The sequence below is a fragment of the Pseudomonas sp. MD330_10 genome (genome assembly GCF_042610415.1).
Lineage (GTDB): Bacteria > Pseudomonadota > Gammaproteobacteria > Pseudomonadales > Pseudomonadaceae > Aquipseudomonas > Aquipseudomonas rhodesiae.
Genome location: NZ_JBHGZU010000001.1, coordinates 378,034 through 398,060 on the forward strand (window position 1 = coordinate 378,034; position 20,027 = coordinate 398,060).

A 20,027-nucleotide genomic window follows, 5' to 3' on the forward strand; every position below is an offset into this window, starting at 1 on the left:
TCCCACTACTGTACTCAGCGGTTGGCGAGCAGGGCCTGGCCGCGCGCGACCGCTGCCTTGACCTGCGCCGGCGCGGTGCCGCCCACATGGTTACGGGCGTTGACCGAACCTTCCAGGGTCAGCACGGCAAACACGTCTTGCTCGATCTGATCGCTGAACTGACGCAGTTCTTCCAGGCTCATTTCCGCCAGGTCCTTGCCGGTGTCCACGCCGTATTTCACGGCGTGGCCGACGATTTCGTGGCAGTCGCGGAACGGCAGGCCACGACGCACCAGGTAGTCCGCCAGGTCAGTCGCCGTGGAGAACCCGCGCAAAGCCGCTTCGCGCATGATGGCGTGCTTGGGCTTGATCGCTGGGATCATGTCGGCAAACGCGCGCAACGAATCGCGCAAGGTGTCGGCGGCGTCGAACAGCGGTTCCTTGTCTTCCTGATTGTCCTTGTTGTAGGCCAATGGCTGGCCCTTCATCAAGGTCAGCAGGCCCATCAGCGCGCCGAATACACGGCCGCTCTTGCCACGTACCAGCTCTGGCACGTCGGGGTTTTTCTTTTGCGGCATGATCGAGCTGCCGGTGCAGAAACGGTCCGGCAAATCGATGAACTGGAATTGTGCACTGGTCCACAGCACCAGCTCTTCGGAGAACCGCGACAAGTGCATCATCGCGATGCTGGCGGCGGCGCAGAATTCGATGGCGAAGTCACGGTCCGAAACGCCATCCAGAGAGTTGCCGCCCACGGCGTCGAAACCCAGCAGTTGCGCGGTGTATTCGCGGTCGATCGGGTAGGTCGTACCGGCCAGCGCGGCGCTGCCCAAAGGCATGCGATTGGCGCGCTTGCGGCAGTCCACCAGGCGCTCGTAGTCGCGGCTGAGCATTTCGAACCAGGCCAACAGGTGGTGGCCGAAGGTCACGGGCTGTGCGGTCTGCAGATGGGTGAAGCCGGGCATGATGGTGTCCGATTCACGCTCGGCTTGCTCAAGCAGGCCTTTTTGCAGGCGGGTGATTTCGGACAGGATCAGGTCGATTTCGTCACGCAGCCATAGGCGAATATCGGTAGCGACTTGGTCGTTACGGCTGCGTCCAGTGTGCAATTTCTTGCCAGTCACACCGATACGATCGGTGAGGCGGGCCTCGATATTCATGTGCACGTCTTCCAGGTCGACGCGCCAGTCGAACGTACCGGCTTCGATCTCACCGCGGATGGTGGTCAGGCCGTCGATGATGCTGTCGCGCTCGGCCTCGGTCAGCACGCCGACCTTGGCCAGCATGGTGGCGTGGGCGATGGAGCCCATGATGTCGTGGCGGTACAGGCGCTGGTCGAAGGTGACGGAGGCGGTGAAGCGCGCGACGAAGGCGTCGACGGGTTCACTGAAGCGGCCGCCCCAGGACTGGTTGGTCTTGTCGGTGCTCATGGATTCGCTCGTGAGTTGCTTTAATAAAAAGGCGTGGAAGTGTGGCGCCGATCATAACAGGGTTGCTCGCGGAGGCGGTGGCGCGGGTCGTCGGCATTTTTATTTGTGCAAAGGATGGCTAAGTGCCTTGCCGTCGATCGCGTCCGGGACGAGACTGGAAAAAGAGACTTATTGAAACGATATTTGACGATTGAGCAATGTCGTCTCGGCAAGCGTCTACAGTTGGACTGATAGTGTGTGAATGCACCAAAGTCGGGTAATGCGGTCAGAGCCCAGACTAACCATTAAACAAGGGGGGTATTCGGATTGTGTATCAGCAAACCCTACGACGATGCCCGAAGGCAGCGGGTCTTGGGCGCTAATGAACAGGTCCGGGTAAATATGGGTGCCACCTTCGGGGCACTTTTTGCCGCTCGCACGAGTCTTAGCGTGGATCGCTGTGACGCAAGTCACCGCACCTGTCTACGTTATCCTTGTGCGAGACTCACGCAGGAATCCAGCGCAATATGAATGTCCTGATCGTTGATGACGAACCCCAAGCCCGCGAGCGACTGAGTCGTTTAATCAGTGAACTCGAGGGTTATACCGTTCTTGAACCGAGCGCCACCACCGGTGAGGAGGCGTTGACGCTGATCGACAGCCTCAAGCCCGATGTGCTGTTGCTCGATATCCGTATGCCGGGCCTGGATGGTCTGCAGGTTGCTGCCCGCCTGAGTGAGCGCGAATCGCCACCGGCCTTGGTATTGTGTGCGGCTCAGGACGAGTTTCCCGCGCAGACGCTGGAAGACAGTGGCGTGAGCTTCGTGACCAAACCGGTGACGGCCGAAGCGTTGCTCAAAGCCCTGAAAAAGGCCGAGCGCCCCAGCCGCGCCCAGCTCGCCGCGTTGACCCAGCCCGCCGCCCAAAGTGGCAACGGCCCCCGCAGCCATATCAGTGCACGTACCCGCAAAGGCATCGAGTTGATCCCTCTGAATCAAGTGGTCTACTTCATCGCCGATCACAAGTACGTCACGCTGCGTCACGAAGCGGGTGAAGTCTTGTTGGATGAACCGCTCAAGGCCCTTGAAGATGAGTTCGGCGACCGCTTCGTGCGTATCCACCGCAATGCGTTGGTGGCCCGTGAGCGTATCGAGCGTCTGCAACGTACGCCGCTGGGGCACTTTCAGTTGTTCCTCAAAGGGCTCAACGGCGATGCCTTGATTGTCAGTCGTCGGCATGTCGCCGGCGTGCGCAAAATGATGCAGCAGCTTTAGCCCGAGGGCTGTAGCGGGACTGCATTCCTTATCCCGGTGCGACGAGGCCAGGGAGGCCCCGCACTTGCTGATTCAAATCAAGGCGTATTTGCCTGAGCTGTTATTATCTGCCGTATCTATTCAGTACGGATTGATCCATGTCCCCTCGCGAAATCCGCATCGCCACCCGTAAAAGCGCCTTGGCCCTATGGCAGGCCGAATACGTCAAAGCTCGCCTTGAGCTGGCCCACCCCGGCCTCAAGGTGTCCCTGGTGCCCATGGTCAGTCGCGGCGACAAGCTGCTCGACTCACCGTTGTCGAAGATCGGCGGCAAGGGCCTGTTCGTCAAAGAACTGGAAACCGCGCTGCTGGAGAACGAAGCCGACATCGCCGTGCACTCGATGAAAGACGTGCCCATGGACTTCCCTGAAGGTCTGGGCCTGTTTTGCATCTGCGAGCGCGAAGACCCCCGCGACGCTTTCGTTTCCAATACCTACGCTTCACTGGACGAGTTGCCCCTGGGCAGCATCGTCGGTACCTCCAGCCTGCGCCGTCAGGCCCAGCTGTTGACGCGCCGTCCGGATCTGCAGATTCGCTTTCTGCGCGGCAACGTCAATACGCGCTTGGCCAAGCTGGATGCCGGTGAGTATGACGCGATCATCCTCGCCGCCGCCGGTTTGATCCGCCTTGGCTTCGAAGACCGCATCACCTCGGCCATCAGTGTCGAAGATAGCCTGCCCGCCGGTGGGCAGGGCGCCGTGGGTATCGAATGTCGCAGCGCCGACAGTGAAATCCATACTCTGCTCAAGCCACTCGACCATCGTGATACCGAAGTTCGCGTCACCGCCGAGCGTGCCTTGAACAAGCACCTCAATGGCGGCTGCCAAGTGCCGATTGCCTGCTACGCCGTACTTGAAGGCGATAACTTGTGGCTGCGCGGTCTGGTGGGCGATCCGGAAGGCGGCACCTTGCTGACCGCCGAGGTGCGTGGCCCGCAATGCGAAGCGACGGCTTTGGGCATCCAAGTGGCGCAAGAGCTGCTGGAGAAAGGCGCCGGCGCCATCCTGCAAAAAGTCTACGGCGAGGCCGGCCCGCAGTGACCGGCTGGCGTGTGCTGCTGACGCGGCCCGCCGAGGAATCGGCGGCGCTGGCGACGGTGTTGTCTGACGTCGGGATCTACAGCAGCAGCCTGCCCTTGCTGGATATCGAGCCTTTGCCGATCACCCCTGACCAGCAAGCGCTGTTGCGTGACCTCGGCCGCTACTGTGCCGTGATTGTCGTCAGCAAACCCGCCGCGCGCCTGGCCTTGCAACAGCTGGATCGCCAATGGTCCGAGATGCCCTGGTTCAGTGTGGGGGCAGCTACTGCGCAGGTGCTGGCCGATCAAGGCTACACGGTTCACTATCCGCACACCGGCGATGACAGCGAGGCCTTGCTTGAACTGCCGGCATTACGCGAGGCTATTGCGCGCCCCGATGCACGGGTGCTGATCCTGCGGGGTGAGGGCGGCCGCGAATTGCTGGCAGAGCGTTTGCGCGAGAGAGGTGCTAGTGTCGACTATCTGGAGTTGTACCGGCGGTTCCTTCCGACCTACGACGCCGGTGAGTTGATGCAGCGCATCCAGTTGGAACGCTTGAACGGCGTGGTGGTCAGCAGTGGGCAGGGTTTCTTGCACCTGCAAGCCCTGGCCGGCGCCGATTGGCCGGAGGTGGCACAGCTGCCGTTGTTCGTGCCCAGCCCAAGAGTCCAGGAAATGGCGCGGGCTGCCGGTGCAGAAAAAGTGGTGGATTGTCGCGGCGCGAGTGCCGCGGCTTTGTTAGTGGCGTTAGGCGGCTATGTCTTATAAAAACATCCCGCCCCCACTCTCTGATACGCAAAGGACGGATACGTGAGCGAAACAGCCTTGCCTAAAGATGAAGCTCAACCCGCACTTGATGCGCCGGTCGAGACACCGGTCACCGCGCCGCGCCGTGGCAATGGCCTGGCGGTCGTCGCCTTGCTGCTCGGCGCTGCCGGAGTGGCCGCCGGCGGTTGGGGGATCTGGCAGGTCCGTGCCCTGCAAGCCAGTCACCAGCAGCAACTGGGCCAGGTGCAGACCCTGGATGAGCAATCCCAAACTCTCAAGCAAACCCAGCAACAACTGGCCGCGCGACTGGCTCAACTGCCGGGTGCGGATGAGCTGGAGGAGCGTCGCCGTCTGGTGGCCCAATTGCAGGGTGATCAGCAACACCTGAGCCAGCGCTTGGAAACCGTTCTGGGTGCCAGCCGTCAGGACTGGCGTCTGGCCGAGGCCGAGCATTTGATCCGCCTGGCGAGCCTGCGCCTGTCGGCCTTGCAGGACATCAATAGCGCCCAGGCGCTGGTGCAGGGCGCTGACGAGATTCTGCGCGAGCAAAGCGATCCGGGCGCCTATGCGGCCCGTGAGCAATTGGCCAAGAGCCTGGTCGCTCTGCGCAGTACCGAACAGCCGGACCGCACCGGGCTGTACCTGCAATTGGCCGCCCTGCGCGATCAAGTGGTGCAGCTGGCGGCGATTGCGCCGGAGTATCAACTGACTGAACCTGCCGCTGAAGGTCGTCCCACCACCGATACCGAGGGACGTTGGAGCCAGTGGTGGGAGCAGATTTCTCGCTACTTCCGCATTGATTTCAACCCAGACGACAACATCCGTCCGTTGCTTGCCGGTCAGGGGCTGAACCAAGTGCGTCTGGCCCTGAGCCTGGCGCTCGAACAGGCGCAATGGGCGGCGCTCAATGGTGAGTCGGCGGTGTATAGCCGCTCACTGGGTGAGGCGCGCAGCGTGCTGCAGGACAACTTCAATCAGGACAACCCGCAGAGCAAAGCGATGCTGGCGCGCATTGCCGAGCTTGAGCCCAAAGCCGTGTCGGTGGTGACACCGGACCTGGCCGCGAGCCTCGCCGCGGTGCAGGCGTATCTTGATCGTCGCCACCTGTCTGCCGATGAAGCCAAGGCGGCTGCCAAGCCGGCGTCCCAGGAGTAGAGCCGATGAAGCGTTTCTATGTGATCCTGGTGCTGGCGATCGCGATCGCCCTGGCACTGGCTGTGGGCATCTCGAAACACACCGGCTACGTGCTGATTACTTATCCACATGTGCTGCATTACGAGTCGAGCCTGTGGGCGACCCTGTTCGCCGTGTTTGCCATCATTCTGGCGATCTACCTGGTCCGCGTCTTGCTGAGCCTGGTTACCACGTCGGGCGGCGTGGTCAACCCTTGGTCGCGGCGTAATCGCAGCCGCCGTACACAGATCGCTATCGAACAGGGCCAGATGGACCTCGCCGAAGGGCGCTGGGCCAGTGCCGAACGCCATTTGCGGCGTGCCGCCGAAGCCGAACGCCAACCGTTGTTGTACTACCTGGGCGCGGCGCGAGCCGCCAATGAACAGGGGCGTTACGAAGAGTGCGATGCTTTGCTTGAGCGCGCTTTGGAGCGCCAGCCCCAGGCTGAGCTGGCGGTCGCCTTGAGTCATGCGCAACTGCAACTGGACCGTGGCGATACGGACGGTGCGCTGGTCACGCTACAGGCAATGCACGAGCGTCATCCGCATAACGCGCAGGTGCTACGTCAGTTGCAGCGTTTGCATCAACAGCGCGGTGACTGGTCGTCGGTGATTCACCTTTTGCCGCAGCTGCGTAAGGACAAGGTGCTGCCCGCCGGCGAACTGGCCGAGCTGGAACGTCGCGCATGGGGTGAAAACCTCAGCCTTGCGGCTCAGCGTGAGGAGCAGGACGAAGCTGGCCAGCAGTCCCTTGAGCGGGCTTGGCAGCAGCTTACCTCTGCCCAACGTCAGGAGCCGCAGTTAGTGCTGGCTTACGCCGAGCAACTGCGCCAATTGGGTGCCGACGCCAAGGCCGAAGAGGTCTTGCGTGGTGCGATCAAGCGCGGTTACGACAGCCATCTCATTCGCCTCTACGGTCTTTTACGCGGCAGCGACTCGGCTCGGCAGTTGAAGTTCGCCGAAGGTTGGCTCAAGGATCATCCCGGTGATGCCAGCCTGTTACTGACCTTGGGGCGCTTGTGCCTGCAAAACAGCTTGTGGGGAAAGGCGCGCGACTATCTGGAAAGTAGCCTGCAGGTGCAGCGCAACCCTGAGGCTTGCGCCGAGCTGGCGCGTCTGTTGGCGCAGTTGGGAGATACCGAACGCAGCAACCAGTTGTTCCAGGAAGGCCTGGGGTTGTTGGATAGCCGTTTATTGGCGTCACCTTTGCCAGTCCCTGCCCGGGTTTGATGTAGGAAGGAGCGGAGGGTTGACTCAGATATGTCAAACCCTCACCCCTTTGATGCACGCGAAAAGGGAGGGTCAGTGTCTGGCAGCAAACTCCTACGCGCCGTCGCCTGAAGTCTTCCATCCTCTGGCGGGATGTCTGCAGGCTCTCACGGAATCGTCTGGTCTAACGTATATTGAAAGCGTTCAGGCCTTTCCTCTACCGTAGCGATCTACTTTTCGCGATGCGGATAAAGCATGTCTTTGGCCCCTTCTCGCTCCTTGTTTTTTCTGGCGTTCCTGGCCGGTGCGCTGACGTTGGGCGCATCCTATTACCTTGAGTTCGGCGTCTCGTTACGCCCGTGTTTCTTATGCCAACTGCAGCGGGTTTTTCTGGCTGCTTTCACGCTGATCAATTTGATCGCTGCCCTCCATAACCCCAAACGTCCCGTCATCTCGCTATATGGGCTGGCCAGCGTGGCGTGCGCAACGCTGGGCGCTATCACGGCGGTACGCCAGATACTGCTGCAAAATGCCGCACCCGACCAAACCGCCGATTGCTGGCCCAGCCTCAACCATATGCTCGAAAATCTTTCGCTTTGGCAGGCGCTGCAACAGGCCGTCGAAGGCACTGTCGACTGCGTGGAAATCAACTGGACGTTGTTCGATTTAAGCCTGCCGGAGTGGAGTCTGCTGTTTTTCGTGGGGATGCTGATTCTGGGCATCACGCAGTTTTCACGACCGTTACTTCGCCGTCGCCTGTACCCGACGAGGCCATAAAAGCAGGCTGAGGTTTGTAGGACGGGATTAAACACTTGTATGAACTTTCTGTCCTGCGTACCTTGAAGCCATAGTCATGCGGGCATAATCTGGCCCGCACGCGTTATTCAAACCAGTTGTCTGATGCAGCCCTGTCCCGCTGCTGCTTTATCCTTGAAGTGTTGCGCGGGCATCAGGCGGCAGCGCCCCTAATAGGGAAGAGAGATCATCATGTTGGAACGTTGCAAGAATGCTCGCGAACGCTGGGGCGGGGTGCACAAGCTGATCGACAGCTGGTTGAAGGCACGTCACGAATTGATTCGGGCTTTTGATGCGCTCGGTGCCGAGCCCGAGGCGTTGGCCGAGAAGCGTGAACCGTTGCAGGATTTCTGCGTGGTGTTGGTGGATTACGTGTCCGCAGGGCATTTGAGCATCTACACCCAGCTCACCAAGGAGGCGGAAGCCTTCAAAGACCAGCGCGGTCTGGATTTTGCCAAGACCCTTTACCCACGCATCGATGTGATCACCGAGAAGCTGCTGGCATTCACCGATCTGTGCGATCAAGGCAAGTGTGTCGCCGAGAAATTCAAAGAATTGGGTGCGCTGCTCCACGAGCGTTTCGAGCTGGAAGACTGCCTGATTGAAGTGCTGCACAACGCTCACAAAGAAAACACTGTCGCTCAGGCCTGACTTCGGGATACGCGATAAAAAAAAAGGTGCGCAGGTCGCACCGTTTTTTATTGGGTCAAGAACGGGTATCGAGCAATTCGATCTCGAAAACCAAGGGCGTGTACGGCGGGATCAATTCGCCGGCACCGTCGGCGCCATAAGCCTGCGCCGATGGAATCACCAGGCGCCACTTCGCACCCACGGGCATCTGTTGTAGAGCACTGCTCCAGCCGCTGATCACGCTGTCCAGGCGAAACCACTGAGGCTGTGTGCTCTTGTCGAAAACCGTTCCGTCGGGCAGCCGACCGACATATTTCACTTGAACCTGACCATTGGCTTTCGGCGTGGGGCCGGTACCTGGCGTGAGTTCCGTGAGCAGAATTCCATCCGCCAATTCACGAACGCCTTTCATGGTTTTTTCCTGGGTCAGGAATTGTTGTTCGGCAGCGAGTGCTTTTTCACTCAGGGGCGCTTGGGCGTCCGCTTCGCTCTGCGCTTCGTGCTGCGCGAGGATCTGCTCGATACGCGCGTTATCCAAGGCCAGTGGCTTGCCTTGATAGGCTTGTTTGAGGCCGTCGATCAGGGCCTGGATCTGCAGGTCTGGAACCTCCTGGCGCAGGCGCTCACCGAGGCTGGCGCCCAGGCTGTAGGCGAGGTCATGCCGATCCGGCTCGATGGTTTTAGACGGCGACGGCGCGCTCGCATTGGCTACCGAAATCGCCAGGCCAAGCACAAGAAAAAGGTAACGCGACATGGACATTCTCCGGCCGAAAGTGCGATGGATTATGCCAGTGTGGAAACGTAAAAAGTGCCGCCCATTTTCGTTCTCACGATAAGAATTTTCGTACGGTGCAACGCGAGGCAATCGATACTGTCAACATGCGCTAGCGGCGGTAAGAGCAGAGGGCTAGTATGAGCCGCACCCACGTCAGCCAGGAGGTAAACCATGTCGGCCAAACAGAAGCCTGTTAATACCCCGTTGCACTTACTCCAACAACTGTCGGGCAGCTTGCTCGAACATCTGGAAAGCGCCTGTTCCCAAGCGTTGGCCGATGCAGAAAAACTGCTCGCCAAGTTGGAAAAACAGCGCGGTAAGGCGCAAGAAAAGCTGCACAAATCCCGCACCAAATTGCAAGATGCCGCCACCGCCGGCAAGGCCAAGGCACAAGCCAAAGCCAAAGACGCTGTTAAAGAACTTGAGGACTTGCTGGACGCTCTCAAGGATCGCCAAGCTGAAACCCGCGCCTACATTTCTCAACTCAAAAAAGATGCTCAGGAAAGCCTGAAACTGGCCCAGGGCGTTGGGCGTGTAAAAGAAGCCGTGGCTAAAGTGCTGGGTGCTCGTACACCGGTAAAAGCTGTTGCAGCAAGCGCGGCGAAGAAGCCTTCGGCCAAACCAGCGGCTAAAACCGCTGCCGTTAAGCCAGCAGCCAAGTCAGCAGCTAAAACCGCTGCCGCTCAACCAGCGGCCAAACCAGCAGCTAAAACTGCTGCCGCTAAACCAGCAGCCAAACCAGCAGCTAAAACCGCTGCCGCTAAGCCAGCAGCCAAACCAGCAGCTAAAACCGCTGCCGCTAAGCCAGCCGCCAAACCAGCAGCTAAAACCGCTGCCGCTAAGCCAGCAGTCAAGCCAGCAGCTAAAACCGCTGCCGCTAAGCCAGCCGCCAAGCCAGCAGCTAAAACCGCTGCCGCTAAGCCAGCCGCCAAACCAGCAGCTAAAACCGCTGCCGCCAAGCCAGCCGCCAAGCCAGCAGCTAAAACCGTTGCCGCCAAGCCAGCAGCCAAACCAGCAGCTAAAACCGCCGCCGCTAAGCCAGCCGCCAAGCCAGCAGCTAAAACCGTTGCCGCCAAGCCAGCAGCCAAACCAGCAGCTAAAGCCGCCGCCGCTAAGCCAGCAGCCAAGCCAGTGGCTAAAACCGCTGCCGCTAAGCCAGCAGCCAAACCAGCAGCTAAGCCCGCCGCCGCTAAGCCAGTAGCCAAACCTGCTGCCGCCAAGCCGGCCGCTGCGAAGCCTACGCCGGCCACTCCGGCAGCGACCCCGGCAGCCGCCACCGCTCCAACCGCACCGGCAAGCAGCACCCCTGCACCGGCAGCGCCAAGCACTACCCCAACCAGCGCTTCCTAAGCGCCGGTGGCCGCGACGCGCAGCTGCTGCAGCGCGTCGTGGTCAAGGTTGGCGGCATCCTCGGCCGCCAGTCTTTCCAACCATCGTTGTTGATCTGCCCGCTTGCCCGATGGCCATGTCTCGGCCAGCCCTTCAAGACGCATCAACAAGTGCCGTTCGGCTTCCAGCTCCATCGACTTGATCCGTTCCCTTAAGGCCGCCAGCGGCTGGTCGTGCTGCGCGCTCGCTCGCCATTGCACGCGCAATTGGCGCAACGGCTCGATCACCTGCGTCTGCCAAGGCCCGGCGATGTGCTTGAGTGCCTGCACTCGCTCGTCGGTCAGAATAACGCCGCGCTGTTCCAGCCAGACGCCGCACAGCATCAGGCACACATCGGCCCCTTGCGCCTGCAACCGCAGGCAGGCGGCTTCCATACCCGGACGGGCGTAAATCGAGAGAGCAAAGCTCCACAGGTCAGCGCACATAGTCACACCCAAGCCAGCGGCCAACGAAGCTGGTAGACTCCGCCGCCATTATGATCCGACTTCAAAGCCTAACATTACAGCGTGGCCCGCAACGTCTTCTCGAAGACGCCGAGCTGACCCTGCACGCCGGTCACAAAGCCGGCCTGATCGGTGCCAACGGCGCCGGCAAATCCACGCTGTTCGCCCTGTTGCTGGGTGAACTGACCCCGGACTCCGGCGACTGCCTGCTGCCGGCCGACTGGCGCATCGCTCATATGCGCCAGGAGATCGACACCCTGGACCGCATCGCGATCGACTACGTGCTCGATGGCGACCTGCGCTTGCGCCAGGTGCAATACGACCTGGCCGAAGCCGAGAAGGCCCAGGATGGCGCAGCTCTGGCGCGCCTGCACTCGGAGCTCGACAGCGCCGACGGCTACACCGCCGACGCCCGCGCTCGCAAGATGCTCGCCGGCCTTGGGTTTACCAACGAACAGATGGACCGCCCGGTCGCCGACTTCTCCGGCGGCTGGCGGATGCGCCTGAACTTGGCCCAGGCGCTGATGTGCCCCTCGGACCTGTTGCTGCTCGACGAACCGACCAACCACTTGGACCTCGATGCGATCCTGTGGCTGGAAGACTTCCTCAAGAGCTATCAGGGCACTTTGCTGCTGATCTCTCACGACCGGGATTTCCTCGACGCCGTGGTCGATAACATCGCCCATGTCGAGCAGAAAAAAATCACCCTCTACCGCGGCGGCTACACCGCGTTCGAGCGTGCGCGTGCCGAACGCCTGGCCCAGCAACAACAGGCTTACGAGAAGCAGCAGGCGCAACGTGCGCATATGGAAAGTTACATTGCCCGGTTCAAGGCTCAGGCCACCAAGGCCCGCCAGGCCCAGAGCCGGATCAAGGCGCTGGAGCGCATGGAAGAATTGTCGGCAGCTCACGTCGATTCGCCGTTCGACTTCGTGTTCCGCGAGTCGGTGAAGATTTCGAGCCCACTGCTGGATCTTTCGGATGCGCGCCTGGGTTATGGCGACAAAACCATCCTGGAGAAGGTCAAGCTGCAACTCACGCCGGGGGCGCGTATCGGTTTGCTGGGGCCTAACGGCGCGGGTAAATCGACCCTGATCAAGAACCTCTCGGGTGAGCTGGAACCTCTGGCCGGTCGCTTGACCCGTGGCGAGAACACCGTGGTGGGTTACTTCGCCCAGCATCAGTTGGACTCCCTAGACGCCAAGGCCAGCCCATTGCTGCACCTGCAACGCCTGGCGCCGACCGAGCGCGAGCAGACCCTGCGTGACTTCCTCGGTGGCTTCGACTTCCGTGGCGCGCGCATCGATGAGCCGGTGCTGAATTTTTCCGGCGGCGAGAAAGCCCGTCTGGCCTTGGCCCTGATCGCCTGGGATCGTCCGAACCTGTTGCTGCTCGACGAACCGACCAACCACCTGGATCTGGAAATGCGCCTGGCGCTGACCATGGCGTTGCAAGAGTTCAGTGGTGCGGTATTGGTGGTGTCCCACGATCGGCACTTGCTCAAGAGCACCACGGATAACTTCCTGCTGGTGGCCGATGGCAAAGTCGAAGAGTTCGACGGCGACCTCGACGACTACGCCCGTTGGCTGACCGATTACCGCCTGCGCAATGCGCCGGTGAGCAACACCCCGGTGAATCCGGACAAAACCGATAAGAAGGCCCAGCGCCAGGCCGCCGCTGCATTGCGTCAGCAGCTGGCGCCGCACAAGCGCGAAGCCGACAAGCTGGAAGCTGAGCTGGGCAAGGTGCATGAGCGCTTGGCCAAGATCGAAGCCAGCCTCGGCGACAGCGCCGTGTACGAAGCCGCGCGCAAGGACGAACTGCGTGACCTGCTCGCCGAACAGGCCAAGCTCAAGGTGCGCGAAGGGCAATTGGAGGAAGCCTGGATGGAAGCCCTCGAACTGCTCGAAACCCTGCAAGCGGAGCTGGAGGCGCTGTCCTGATGGAAGCGTTGCAGTTGCCGGCACAGTGGATCGAGCCCGTGTGGATTGGCGTGCAGATCCTGTTGATCCTGCTGGCCGGTTACCTGGCGCAGCGCTTTGTGAGCAAAGTCCTTACGCGCCTGGGCGAGCGCTACCCATTCCCACCGCAGCTGCTGATGCCACTACGCGGCGGCCTGCGCTGGCTGATCATGGGGAGTGCGCTGATTTTTGTTCTGGAGCGCCTGGGTGTGTCCGCCACCGTGTTGTGGACGGCACTGTCGGGCTTCGTGGCGGTCGCCGCCGTGGCGTTCTTCGCCATGTGGTCGGTATTGTCCAACCTGCTTTGCGCGGTTCTGATCTTTACCGTCGGCCCATTTCGCCTCGGCGACATTGTTGAGTTGGTGGATACCGTCGACAAACCGGGCGTCAAGGGGCGGGTGGTGGCAATCAATTTGCTCTACACCACACTGGTTGAAGTGGAGGCCGCCGGTACCGACAGCGCGATCGTGCAGGTGCCTAACAGTCTGTTTTTCCAGCGTTCGGTACGGCGTTGGCCAGGTACCCACGTGTTTCCGGGCGATCGCTAGCCTGCACGGTGATAAAAACCGATAGCCAGCCTCTGGTCGGCGGAGTTAGCTTAAGGCTCCACCGCTTATTCTCACGCGAGGTATGTCATGGCTCTCGATACATGGCTGGCCTTTTTCCTGGCCAGTTGGATCATCTCCCTTTCCCCGGGCGCCGGCGCCATTGCGTCGATGTCCAGCGGCCTGCAATACGGTTTTTTACGCGGTTACTGGAACGCCATCGGCCTGCAACTGGGCCTGGCGATGCAGATTGCCGTGGTGGCGGGTGGCCTGGGTGCCATCCTGGCTGCGTCGTCCACCGCGTTCTATGCGATCAAATGGTTTGGTGTGGCGTACCTCGTGTACCTGGCCATCAAGCAATGGCGTGCCTTGCCGCTGGACATGACCGATGACGCGGCCGTACGCCCCATCGGCAAGCCGATGGCGATGATGTTCCGTGGCTTCCTGGTCAACGCCAGCAACCCCAAGGCCTTGGTGTTCATGCTCGCGGTGTTGCCGCAATTCGTGAACCCGCAGGCGCCGTTGCTGGCTCAGTATTTGATCATCGGCGCGACGATGATCAGCGTCGATATGATCGTGATGGCGGGCTATACGGGGTTGGCGTCCAAAGTCCTACGCCTGTTGCGCACGCCCACGCAGCAAAAGCGGGTAAACCGAACGTTTGCCGGATTGTTCGTGGGGGCAGCGGGTTTCCTGGCCAGCTTGCATCGCGCAACGGCGTAAAGCTCGGTCGCTAAACGTGTGAGAGGGGGCTTGCCCCCGATAGCAGCGTGTCAGTCAGCTTAGCTGTAGCTGAGGCACCGCCATCGGGGGCAAGCCCCCTCCCACATTGGTTTTGTGTTGCCTGGGGGATTACCGCTCAGCGCAGAATCTTCGGCGCTTCATCCCTTGGCAGGTTGTTACGCGGTGCCGGTTGGCCAGGTTCCTGATAGCCACCGCCCAACTGCTCTGCCAACTGCCTGGCCACATCCTCACCCAGCGCTTTCGACACTTCCTTCACCACCCGTGGCCGGTTCAAGCTCACGCGGATGTCACGGCTGTTGACCAGTTTGGTGTCCTGGCCTTCGCCCATGGCGGTAAACGCCGAGGTGATCTCGTAGGTACGGGTGTTGATCAGGCTGAAGTCCGCCACCAATGTCAGGCCCAGCACCGCGGAGTAACTGTTGGTGTTGTCCAGGGCGTTGATGTCCTGGGTGAAGTCGATGTCCGACAACGTGCCGAACAGCACATAATCGGCACCCTTGAAGTGGCCGGCCTTGATGCGTTTGATCACGTCGTAGACGTCACCCTTAGCATCGGCGGTGTAGGGCGTGCCCTGCACCAGCTGGAACTGCCGTGACTTGAGGATCTCGCCCTTGATATCACCGCTGAATTTACGCAGCTCGGTCTGCTCGATATAGCTGGTACGGCTTTCGTACTCGCTGTAATTGGAGGCGCCACTGGCGTGATAAGCGCTGGCCTGGAAGGTGTCGCTGGCCGAGACCTGGTGGATGTATTCCTCGACCCGTGCCTCGTAGGCCAGGTCGGTCACCGCGATCTTAGGCGCGGCCGAGGCGCCAAAGGCGCACAGCAGGCCGATCATGCCGATCCATACACGCATTGCTTAGCGCTCCGTGGTTTTGCGGATTTCTTTTTCGTCCATCCATTCGGCCACGCCGCTTTCGACGTCGATCAGTTGCAGGCTGAACTTGTAAAACACGTCCTTGTAGTCCGCGCTGCGTTTGACAATGGAGCTGATGGAGCCTTCCAGACGGTACTGCGCGGCGATCATGTTGCCGGTCTTGCTGACCGTGGACTTCTTGTACAGGCCGCTCTGGTTTTGCAGCTTGAGCTGGTCGACCTGGCTCTGCATGTCGGTGTTGTCGCTGGCGAAGCGCGCGGTGCCAGTCTTCATCAACTGAGTCTTGATCGACGTGGTGATCTCGCGGGTATCGATGTACTCGCTGGTCTTGTTCTTCACGTCATACACCTGCACCACCGGGCGGCCTCGCAGCACGCCGGACTGGGCCAGGGAGCGGGTCATGCTTTCGGCGATCATCTGCAAGTCGGTGGAGCCGAACTCGTTGGTGACTGTTTCCACGGCCTTGGTATCGCCGTAGTTGATGTTCTTGCTGCCGAGTACTGGCGAGGTATTGGCGCAACCGCTGGCCAGAACGGCGACCACGGCGAGCATCGAGAAGCGTGCAAACATGGGGAAATCTCTCAGAAAGGATGAGCGGCTCAAGGGGTTTTCACTTCAAGACGGAAATCCGCCGCCTGGGGCAGGTTGGCGATGGCCGGCAGGAAAGTGGCCTGGTTGGCATACAGGTTGAGCACTTTCCAAGTCTCTTCGTCGCCTACCGGGAAGCCGTCGGCGCCCAGCCAGGCGAAGCGGTAATACATCGTCTGGTTGCTGCTGGTGATGTTGCTCAGTTGCACTTTGGCGGTCAGGAAGCCGTTCTCCCGCGCGACGCGGATAGCGCCGACGGCGATGCCCTTGAATTTGCCCATCACTACGATTTTGCTGGCGGCGCTGCCGGGTGCCGGTGGCGGCGGGGTGGCGCAGCCGGCGAGCAGGACCAGCGCCAAAGCGCCGAGGATGAAATGACGCATAGCGTGCTCCTTAAGGTTGTTTGAGGGTGGCGATCGCCTGGGGCGTGCTGCTCGGCACCACATGGGCCGCGAGGCCGCCGGCGAACACCTGATTGCCCACCACGCGCAGGGTGATCACCTGGTAGCGCTGATCGGCCTTGACCGTCACCAGCGTGCCGCCCAATGCGTTGGGCAGGCTGACCTGGTGCTCGCCGTGCTTGAGGCGCAGGCGCGTCACTTGGGTCATGTCCGGCAAGGTGCGCCAAGTGCGTGTGTCGGCGCCTTCGGTCACGGCCGAGGCGATGCCCAGCACCAGGCCGGCCATGGGGTTGGTCTTGTTCAGGTTGTTCTGCGCCACACCACGGCTGACTGCGCGTACGGTAGTGCGCAGGATGATCCCCGGCATGTCGTCACGCAGGGCGCGGCGGGACATGGCAGTGGTGCTGTTGAGCGCGGTGAGGTTCTGTTGCTGACCGTCCACCCCGATCTGGGCGAAGGTGGCGGTGGAGGTGTCGGCTTTGATCACCGGGAACGACAGCGGGGTAATCACCAGGTTGCCGTTGATGGGGATCGGCAACGGCAGGCGGATCGAGTCGCGGGCCGGCGCAAGGCCGCTCTGCACCACAATCAGCACGTCGGTTTCATTGGCGCCGACCTTGGACTTGTCCAGGTCCCGCAAGGCCTGTTCCAGCAGCGGAGTGTTAGGGCGCAATTCGGCTGCCTTGCGATAGCCAGGGGCGGCCAGGTCTTTTTCGCCCAGGGCTTCATAGACGAAGCCGGCAAGATAATGGCTGAACGCGCTCTGGTAACTGTTTTTCAGGCCGACCACCTCCGGGGCGTTCAGGGCTTCCACCGGGTAACCGTTGAGGTCTTTCAACTGGGTGGTCACGCCTTCTCGCTCGGCTTCGCCCTCGCGCTTGAGGTATTCCTTATCGCGCAGCTCGGCGATCACCGCTTCGCGTTCGTGGGTTTTCTTGATCTCGGTGCGGGCGCCGTCGAAGTCGTTCACGGCCAGCAGGTTCAGGGCCATCTGGGTGGTCAGCATGACTTTTTCGTAGTCGTAGCCTTCGTAGCGCCGAACCTTGTCGTTGGCCACGAAGCTGCCGAACTGGGCGAGGTACTTCGCGCTATCGAACTTGACCGATTCTTCCCACTTGAAGACTTGCAGGTCCGCGCTGCGCCAGGCGGTCTGGCTGCCGGTGAGGTCGCCTTTGGCGCGCAGCAATTCACCTTTTTCGAAGAAATAGAGCAGGTCTTTGTCTTCGCCGGTGTTGTTCTTTTCCAGCAGGGTCAGGGCGGCATCGACGTTGCCGGTGGCCAGTTGCTGGTTAGTGGCTTGCAGCTCGGTGTCGTAGCTGCGGAACATCGAACAACCGGACAGCAAGGTTACCGCCGCGAGCGTGAGCGGGGTTAAAGCGCGAAATGCCATGCAGATTTCTTCCCTGAAAGTTGTCAGCCAATGTGGTCATTTCGCATAAAAATCCGGAATGACATTCCCTTTCGCACTAACAGGGCGCGGCATTATAGGCGCCATAACTGGCAAAACAATGGCTTTTTGCTGTGATGCGATTAACAAAAATGCCACTACTGACGGATTAAACGGTTGCGCTCAGGTGTGCTAAATCACGAACGGCTTGAGTCAAAGCCTTTAACGTTAAACAATGTGTTACTTCGTATTTCCCTTTGAGATTCATTCATGACTGCCCCCCACCGTTTTCTCGCCTGGCTGGTGTTGCCGGCGTTGATGTCGTGCAGCTTCAACCTGTTGGCCGCGACGGCCGAGGGCGCGCCCCAAGCCCTGCATTTACTGGATTACATCGGTGCTGATTACCCGCCGACGGTAGACGCGGGCAAGGTGGTGGACCCTTCGGAATACCGTGAACAAGTTGAGTTCCTTGGGGTGTTGCAAGGTTTGGTAGCGGACTTGCCGGCCAAGCCGGAACGCGACGAACTGGTAACAGGCGTCGAAGAACTGCGCACAGCGGTGACCGCTCGTCAGGACGGTGCCACCGTTGCCCGCCAGGCTCGGCAGTTGGGCGCCAAGTTGGCGGTGGCTTATGAAGTGAGCCAGGCCCCGGCCATCACGCCCGACCCAACGCGCGGCGCACCCCTCTACGCCCAGCATTGCTCGGTATGTCACGGCACAGCCGGCGCTGGCGATGGCCCGGCGGGTGTGGGCCTTACGCCGCCGCCGGCGAATCTGCGGGACGCCGCGCGGCTGGATCGCCTGAGTCTCTACGCGATCTACAACACTTTGGGCCTGGGCGTCGAAGGCACCGACATGCCGGCGTTCGCCGATCAATTGGATGACCGCCAGCGTTGGGACCTGGCCACCTACATCGCCGAATTTACCGCCGACCCGGCGGCCGCCAAGAGCGAGCAGCCGTTCAACCTCGCCGACCTGGCCCGTCGTACCCCCAATGAAGTGCTGGCCGCTGACGGCGCCGCAGCTGCCGCGGCCTTCCGCGCCCAGCGCGCGCAGCCGCCGCAGGTCAAGCGCGGCCCGGCACAGTTGCTCGACTACACCGCGAGCACCTTGGACAAGAGCCTGGCTGCGTACCGCAATGGCGATCACGAACAAGCCTATGACCTGTCGGTAGCGGCGTACCTGGAAGGCTTCGAGCTGGTGGAAAGCTCCCTGGACAACGTCGACGCCAACGTGCGCAAAGACACCGAAAAGGCCCTGATGGCCTATCGGCAGTCGTTGCAGGACGGGTTGCCGATCAAGCAGGTGCAACAACGCCTGGACGTGGCCAAAGCCAAGCTCGCCGCATCGGCCGGTTTGCTCGGTGGCGATGGCCTGAGCTGGTCGTTGAGTTACATCTCCGGTTTGCTGATCCTGCTGCGTGAGGGCCTGGAAGCGATCCTGGTGCTGGCGGCGATCCTGGCGTTCCTGCGTAACACCGGCCAGCAATCGGCGGTGCGTAGCGTCAACGCCGGCTGGGGTTTGGCGCTGTTGGCCGGCCTGGCTACCTGGGCGTTGGCGGCGTATGTGATTGATGTCAGCGGTGCCCAGCGTGAATTGCTGGAAGGGTGCACGGCGTTGTTCGCCAGCGTGATGGTGCTGTGGCTGGGAGTGTGGATGCACGACCGGCGCCACGCGGCGGCCTGGCAGGACTACATCAAGAGCAGCCTGGTGGGCGGCGGTGGACGCTTCGGTTTCGCGGTGCTGGCGTTTTTCTCGGTATACCGCGAGCTGTTCGAAGTGATCCTGTTCTACGAAACCTTGTGGCTGCAAGCCGGCCCGGCTGGGCATAACGCAGTGTTGGCGGGGGGCGCCACCGCGCTGGTGCTGCTGGTGGGGCTGGCCTGGGTGATCCTGCGCGGCTCGGCGAAGCTGCCGCTGGCGCTGTTCTTCGGTATTAACGCGGCGCTGCTGTGCGCGCTGTCGGTGGTGTTCGCTGGGCATGGTGTCAAGGCATTGCAGGAGGCGGGTGTATTCGGTACACGGCCGGTGGCGTTCTTTGACTTCGACTGGCTGGGCATCCACGCCGACGCTTACTCGCTGAGTGCGCAGGTGGTGGCGATCCTGGCGATTGTGGTGCTGTACGGCCGCAGTCGTTTGGCCGAGAAGCGCCGAGTGGCGGTATAACCGTGCGCGTCTGGATCGATGCCGACGCCTGCCCGCGCGCGGCCAAGGACCTGGTGGTGAAGTTCGCCCTCAAGCGCCAGTTCGAGGTGGTGCTGGTGGCCGGGCAGAGCCAGATCAAACCGGCTTTTGCCTGCGTGAAGCTGATCGTGGTACCCAGCGGCCCGGACGCCGCCGATGACTACCTGGTTGAGCACGCGGTGCCCGGCGAGTTGGTGATCTGCAGCGACGTGCCACTGGCCGATCGCTTGGTGAAAAAGGGTGTCACCGCGCTGGACCCGCGAGGCAAGGAGTTCAGCCCGGCGAACATGAGCGAGCGGTTGGCGGTGCGCAACCTGTTCACCGACTTGCGTGAACAGGGCCAGATGGGCGGCGGACCACCGCCCCATGGGGAGAAGGATAAGCAGGCGTTTGCCAATGCGCTGGACCGAATCCTTACGCAACTGATGCGCCAGGGTTGA

General features: G+C 61.2%; 20 protein-coding genes and 1 pseudogene. 14 read left to right on the forward strand and 7 right to left on the reverse strand.

Annotation, left to right across the window (positions count from 1 at the left end):
- Nucleotides 1–14: 14 nt before the first annotated feature.
- A complete protein-coding gene (gene argH, locus ACFZPT_RS01725; RefSeq protein WP_047881761.1) occupies nt 15–1,409 on the reverse strand; it encodes an argininosuccinate lyase in 1,395 nt (464 codons plus the stop codon).
- 393 nt (nt 1,410–1,802) lie between these two features.
- Here argH and ACFZPT_RS01730 point away from each other — a divergent pair.
- From ACFZPT_RS01730 to ACFZPT_RS01765, 8 genes and pseudogenes are all read left to right on the forward strand, one after another.
- Nucleotides 1,803–1,919, forward strand: a pseudogene (locus ACFZPT_RS01730) (sensor histidine kinase); the annotation flags it as partial.
- The gene (locus ACFZPT_RS01735; RefSeq protein WP_099312906.1) at nt 1,916–2,662 is read left to right on the forward strand and encodes a LytTR family DNA-binding domain-containing protein; all 747 of its coding nucleotides are present in this window, start codon (nt 1,916–1,918) and stop codon (nt 2,660–2,662) included. The pseudogene ACFZPT_RS01730 and the gene ACFZPT_RS01735, both read left to right, overlap by 4 nt.
- A gap of 137 nt (nt 2,663–2,799) precedes the next feature.
- Nucleotides 2,800–3,741: a hydroxymethylbilane synthase gene (gene hemC / locus ACFZPT_RS01740; RefSeq protein ID WP_034101434.1), complete on the forward strand. Its 942-nt coding sequence runs from the start codon at nt 2,800–2,802 to the stop codon at nt 3,739–3,741.
- A complete protein-coding gene (locus tag ACFZPT_RS01745) occupies nt 3,738–4,487 on the forward strand; it encodes a uroporphyrinogen-III synthase (protein ID WP_167416989.1) in 750 nt (249 codons plus the stop codon). The genes hemC and ACFZPT_RS01745 overlap by 4 nt, the downstream gene beginning before the upstream one ends.
- A 42-nt stretch (nt 4,488–4,529) precedes the next feature.
- Nucleotides 4,530–5,642 carry a uroporphyrinogen-III C-methyltransferase gene (locus ACFZPT_RS01750; RefSeq protein ID WP_034101432.1) on the forward strand — a complete coding sequence of 371 codons (1,113 nt, stop codon included), beginning with the start codon at nt 4,530–4,532 and terminating at the stop codon, nt 5,640–5,642.
- A 5-nt stretch (nt 5,643–5,647) separates the two neighbouring features.
- Complete coding sequence (locus ACFZPT_RS01755; protein WP_099312905.1) at nt 5,648–6,889, forward strand: heme biosynthesis protein HemY; 1,242 nt, start codon at nt 5,648–5,650, stop codon at nt 6,887–6,889.
- A 234-nt stretch (nt 6,890–7,123) separates the two neighbouring features.
- Nucleotides 7,124–7,645 (forward strand): disulfide bond formation protein B, encoded by a 522-nt coding sequence (locus tag ACFZPT_RS01760; protein ID WP_047881760.1) that lies wholly within the window; start codon nt 7,124–7,126, stop codon nt 7,643–7,645.
- A 210-nt stretch (nt 7,646–7,855) separates the two neighbouring features.
- On the forward strand, nt 7,856–8,314 hold the full coding sequence (locus ACFZPT_RS01765; protein WP_034115436.1) for an Rsd/AlgQ family anti-sigma factor: 459 nt from the start codon (nt 7,856–7,858) through the stop codon (nt 8,312–8,314).
- Between the two features lie 55 nt (nt 8,315–8,369).
- On the opposite strand, the gene ACFZPT_RS01770 is transcribed toward ACFZPT_RS01765, so the two are convergent.
- Nucleotides 8,370–9,047: an FKBP-type peptidyl-prolyl cis-trans isomerase gene (locus tag ACFZPT_RS01770; RefSeq protein ID WP_034101428.1), complete on the reverse strand. Its 678-nt coding sequence runs from the start codon at nt 9,045–9,047 to the stop codon at nt 8,370–8,372.
- A gap of 192 nt (nt 9,048–9,239) precedes the next feature.
- On the opposite strand from ACFZPT_RS01770, the gene ACFZPT_RS01775 reads away from it, so the two are divergent.
- Nucleotides 9,240–10,418 (forward strand): AlgP family protein, encoded by a 1,179-nt coding sequence (locus ACFZPT_RS01775; protein ID WP_099312904.1) that lies wholly within the window; start codon nt 9,240–9,242, stop codon nt 10,416–10,418.
- Here ACFZPT_RS01775 and ACFZPT_RS01780 read toward each other — a convergent pair.
- Nucleotides 10,415–10,882 carry a TIGR02444 family protein gene (locus ACFZPT_RS01780; RefSeq protein WP_034101424.1) on the reverse strand — a complete coding sequence of 156 codons (468 nt, stop codon included), beginning with the start codon at nt 10,880–10,882 and terminating at the stop codon, nt 10,415–10,417. The two genes, ACFZPT_RS01775 and ACFZPT_RS01780, sit on opposite strands and share 4 nt — an antisense overlap.
- A 50-nt stretch (nt 10,883–10,932) precedes the next feature.
- Here ACFZPT_RS01780 and ACFZPT_RS01785 point away from each other — a divergent pair, with 50 nt between their 5' ends.
- The 3 genes from ACFZPT_RS01785 (at nt 10,933) to ACFZPT_RS01795 (ending at nt 14,129) form a co-directional block, all read left to right on the forward strand.
- Nucleotides 10,933–12,843 carry an ATP-binding cassette domain-containing protein gene (locus ACFZPT_RS01785; RefSeq protein ID WP_099312903.1) on the forward strand — a complete coding sequence of 637 codons (1,911 nt, stop codon included), beginning with the start codon at nt 10,933–10,935 and terminating at the stop codon, nt 12,841–12,843.
- Nucleotides 12,843–13,409: a mechanosensitive ion channel family protein gene (locus tag ACFZPT_RS01790; protein WP_034101422.1), complete on the forward strand. Its 567-nt coding sequence runs from the start codon at nt 12,843–12,845 to the stop codon at nt 13,407–13,409. The genes ACFZPT_RS01785 and ACFZPT_RS01790 overlap by 1 nt, the downstream gene beginning before the upstream one ends.
- A gap of 87 nt (nt 13,410–13,496) precedes the next feature.
- Entirely contained in the window at nt 13,497–14,129 is a 633-nt protein-coding gene (locus ACFZPT_RS01795) for a LysE family transporter (RefSeq protein ID WP_034101421.1), read from the forward strand.
- Nucleotides 14,130–14,265: 136 nt separating this feature from the next.
- Here the strand turns inward: ACFZPT_RS01795 and ACFZPT_RS01800 are convergent, their stop codons facing one another.
- From ACFZPT_RS01800 to ACFZPT_RS01815, 4 genes are read right to left on the reverse strand one after another with little or no spacing between them, the layout of a single operon-like run.
- Nucleotides 14,266–15,006, reverse strand: coding sequence for a hypothetical protein (locus tag ACFZPT_RS01800; RefSeq protein WP_034101420.1), 741 nt, complete (start codon nt 15,004–15,006; stop codon nt 14,266–14,268).
- A gap of 3 nt (nt 15,007–15,009) precedes the next feature.
- The gene (gene lpoB / locus ACFZPT_RS01805) at nt 15,010–15,597 is read right to left on the reverse strand and encodes a penicillin-binding protein activator LpoB (RefSeq protein WP_034101419.1); all 588 of its coding nucleotides are present in this window, start codon (nt 15,595–15,597) and stop codon (nt 15,010–15,012) included.
- 29 nt (nt 15,598–15,626) lie between these two features.
- Nucleotides 15,627–15,998 (reverse strand): YcfL family protein, encoded by a 372-nt coding sequence (locus tag ACFZPT_RS01810; RefSeq protein ID WP_034101418.1) that lies wholly within the window; start codon nt 15,996–15,998, stop codon nt 15,627–15,629.
- 10 nt (nt 15,999–16,008) lie between these two features.
- Nucleotides 16,009–17,406, reverse strand: a complete 1,398-nt coding sequence (locus tag ACFZPT_RS01815) for a COG3014 family protein (RefSeq protein ID WP_034115433.1) — start codon at nt 17,404–17,406, stop codon at nt 16,009–16,011.
- A gap of 267 nt (nt 17,407–17,673) precedes the next feature.
- On the opposite strand from ACFZPT_RS01815, the gene ACFZPT_RS01820 reads away from it, so the two are divergent.
- Nucleotides 17,674–19,569, forward strand: coding sequence for an FTR1 family protein (locus ACFZPT_RS01820; protein ID WP_099312902.1), 1,896 nt, complete (start codon nt 17,674–17,676; stop codon nt 19,567–19,569).
- Between the two features lie 2 nt (nt 19,570–19,571).
- Entirely contained in the window at nt 19,572–20,027 is a 456-nt protein-coding gene (locus ACFZPT_RS01825) for a YaiI/YqxD family protein (RefSeq protein ID WP_034101415.1), read from the forward strand.

Excerpts from the sequence above, each read along its gene's own strand:
- argH (WP_047881761.1), bottom strand. The coding sequence starts at position 1,409 with ATGAGCACCGACAAGACCAACCAGTCCTGGGGCGGCCGCTTCAGTGAA.
- ACFZPT_RS01735 (WP_099312906.1), top strand. The coding sequence starts at position 1,916 with ATGAATGTCCTGATCGTTGATGACGAACCCCAAGCCCGCGAGCGACTG.
- hemC (WP_034101434.1), top strand. The coding sequence starts at position 2,800 with ATGTCCCCTCGCGAAATCCGCATCGCCACCCGTAAAAGCGCCTTGGCC.
- ACFZPT_RS01755 (WP_099312905.1), top strand. The coding sequence starts at position 5,648 with ATGAAGCGTTTCTATGTGATCCTGGTGCTGGCGATCGCGATCGCCCTG.
- ACFZPT_RS01760 (WP_047881760.1), top strand. The coding sequence starts at position 7,124 with ATGTCTTTGGCCCCTTCTCGCTCCTTGTTTTTTCTGGCGTTCCTGGCC.
- ACFZPT_RS01765 (WP_034115436.1), top strand. The coding sequence starts at position 7,856 with ATGTTGGAACGTTGCAAGAATGCTCGCGAACGCTGGGGCGGGGTGCAC.
- ACFZPT_RS01770 (WP_034101428.1), bottom strand. The coding sequence starts at position 9,047 with ATGTCGCGTTACCTTTTTCTTGTGCTTGGCCTGGCGATTTCGGTAGCC.
- ACFZPT_RS01775 (WP_099312904.1), top strand. The coding sequence starts at position 9,240 with ATGTCGGCCAAACAGAAGCCTGTTAATACCCCGTTGCACTTACTCCAA.
- ACFZPT_RS01780 (WP_034101424.1), bottom strand. The coding sequence starts at position 10,882 with ATGTGCGCTGACCTGTGGAGCTTTGCTCTCTCGATTTACGCCCGTCCG.
- ACFZPT_RS01785 (WP_099312903.1), top strand. The coding sequence starts at position 10,933 with ATGATCCGACTTCAAAGCCTAACATTACAGCGTGGCCCGCAACGTCTT.
- ACFZPT_RS01790 (WP_034101422.1), top strand. The coding sequence starts at position 12,843 with ATGGAAGCGTTGCAGTTGCCGGCACAGTGGATCGAGCCCGTGTGGATT.
- ACFZPT_RS01795 (WP_034101421.1), top strand. The coding sequence starts at position 13,497 with ATGGCTCTCGATACATGGCTGGCCTTTTTCCTGGCCAGTTGGATCATC.
- ACFZPT_RS01800 (WP_034101420.1), bottom strand. The coding sequence starts at position 15,006 with ATGCGTGTATGGATCGGCATGATCGGCCTGCTGTGCGCCTTTGGCGCC.
- lpoB (WP_034101419.1), bottom strand. The coding sequence starts at position 15,597 with ATGTTTGCACGCTTCTCGATGCTCGCCGTGGTCGCCGTTCTGGCCAGC.
- ACFZPT_RS01810 (WP_034101418.1), bottom strand. The coding sequence starts at position 15,998 with ATGCGTCATTTCATCCTCGGCGCTTTGGCGCTGGTCCTGCTCGCCGGC.
- ACFZPT_RS01815 (WP_034115433.1), bottom strand. The coding sequence starts at position 17,406 with ATGGCATTTCGCGCTTTAACCCCGCTCACGCTCGCGGCGGTAACCTTG.
- ACFZPT_RS01820 (WP_099312902.1), top strand. The coding sequence starts at position 17,674 with ATGACTGCCCCCCACCGTTTTCTCGCCTGGCTGGTGTTGCCGGCGTTG.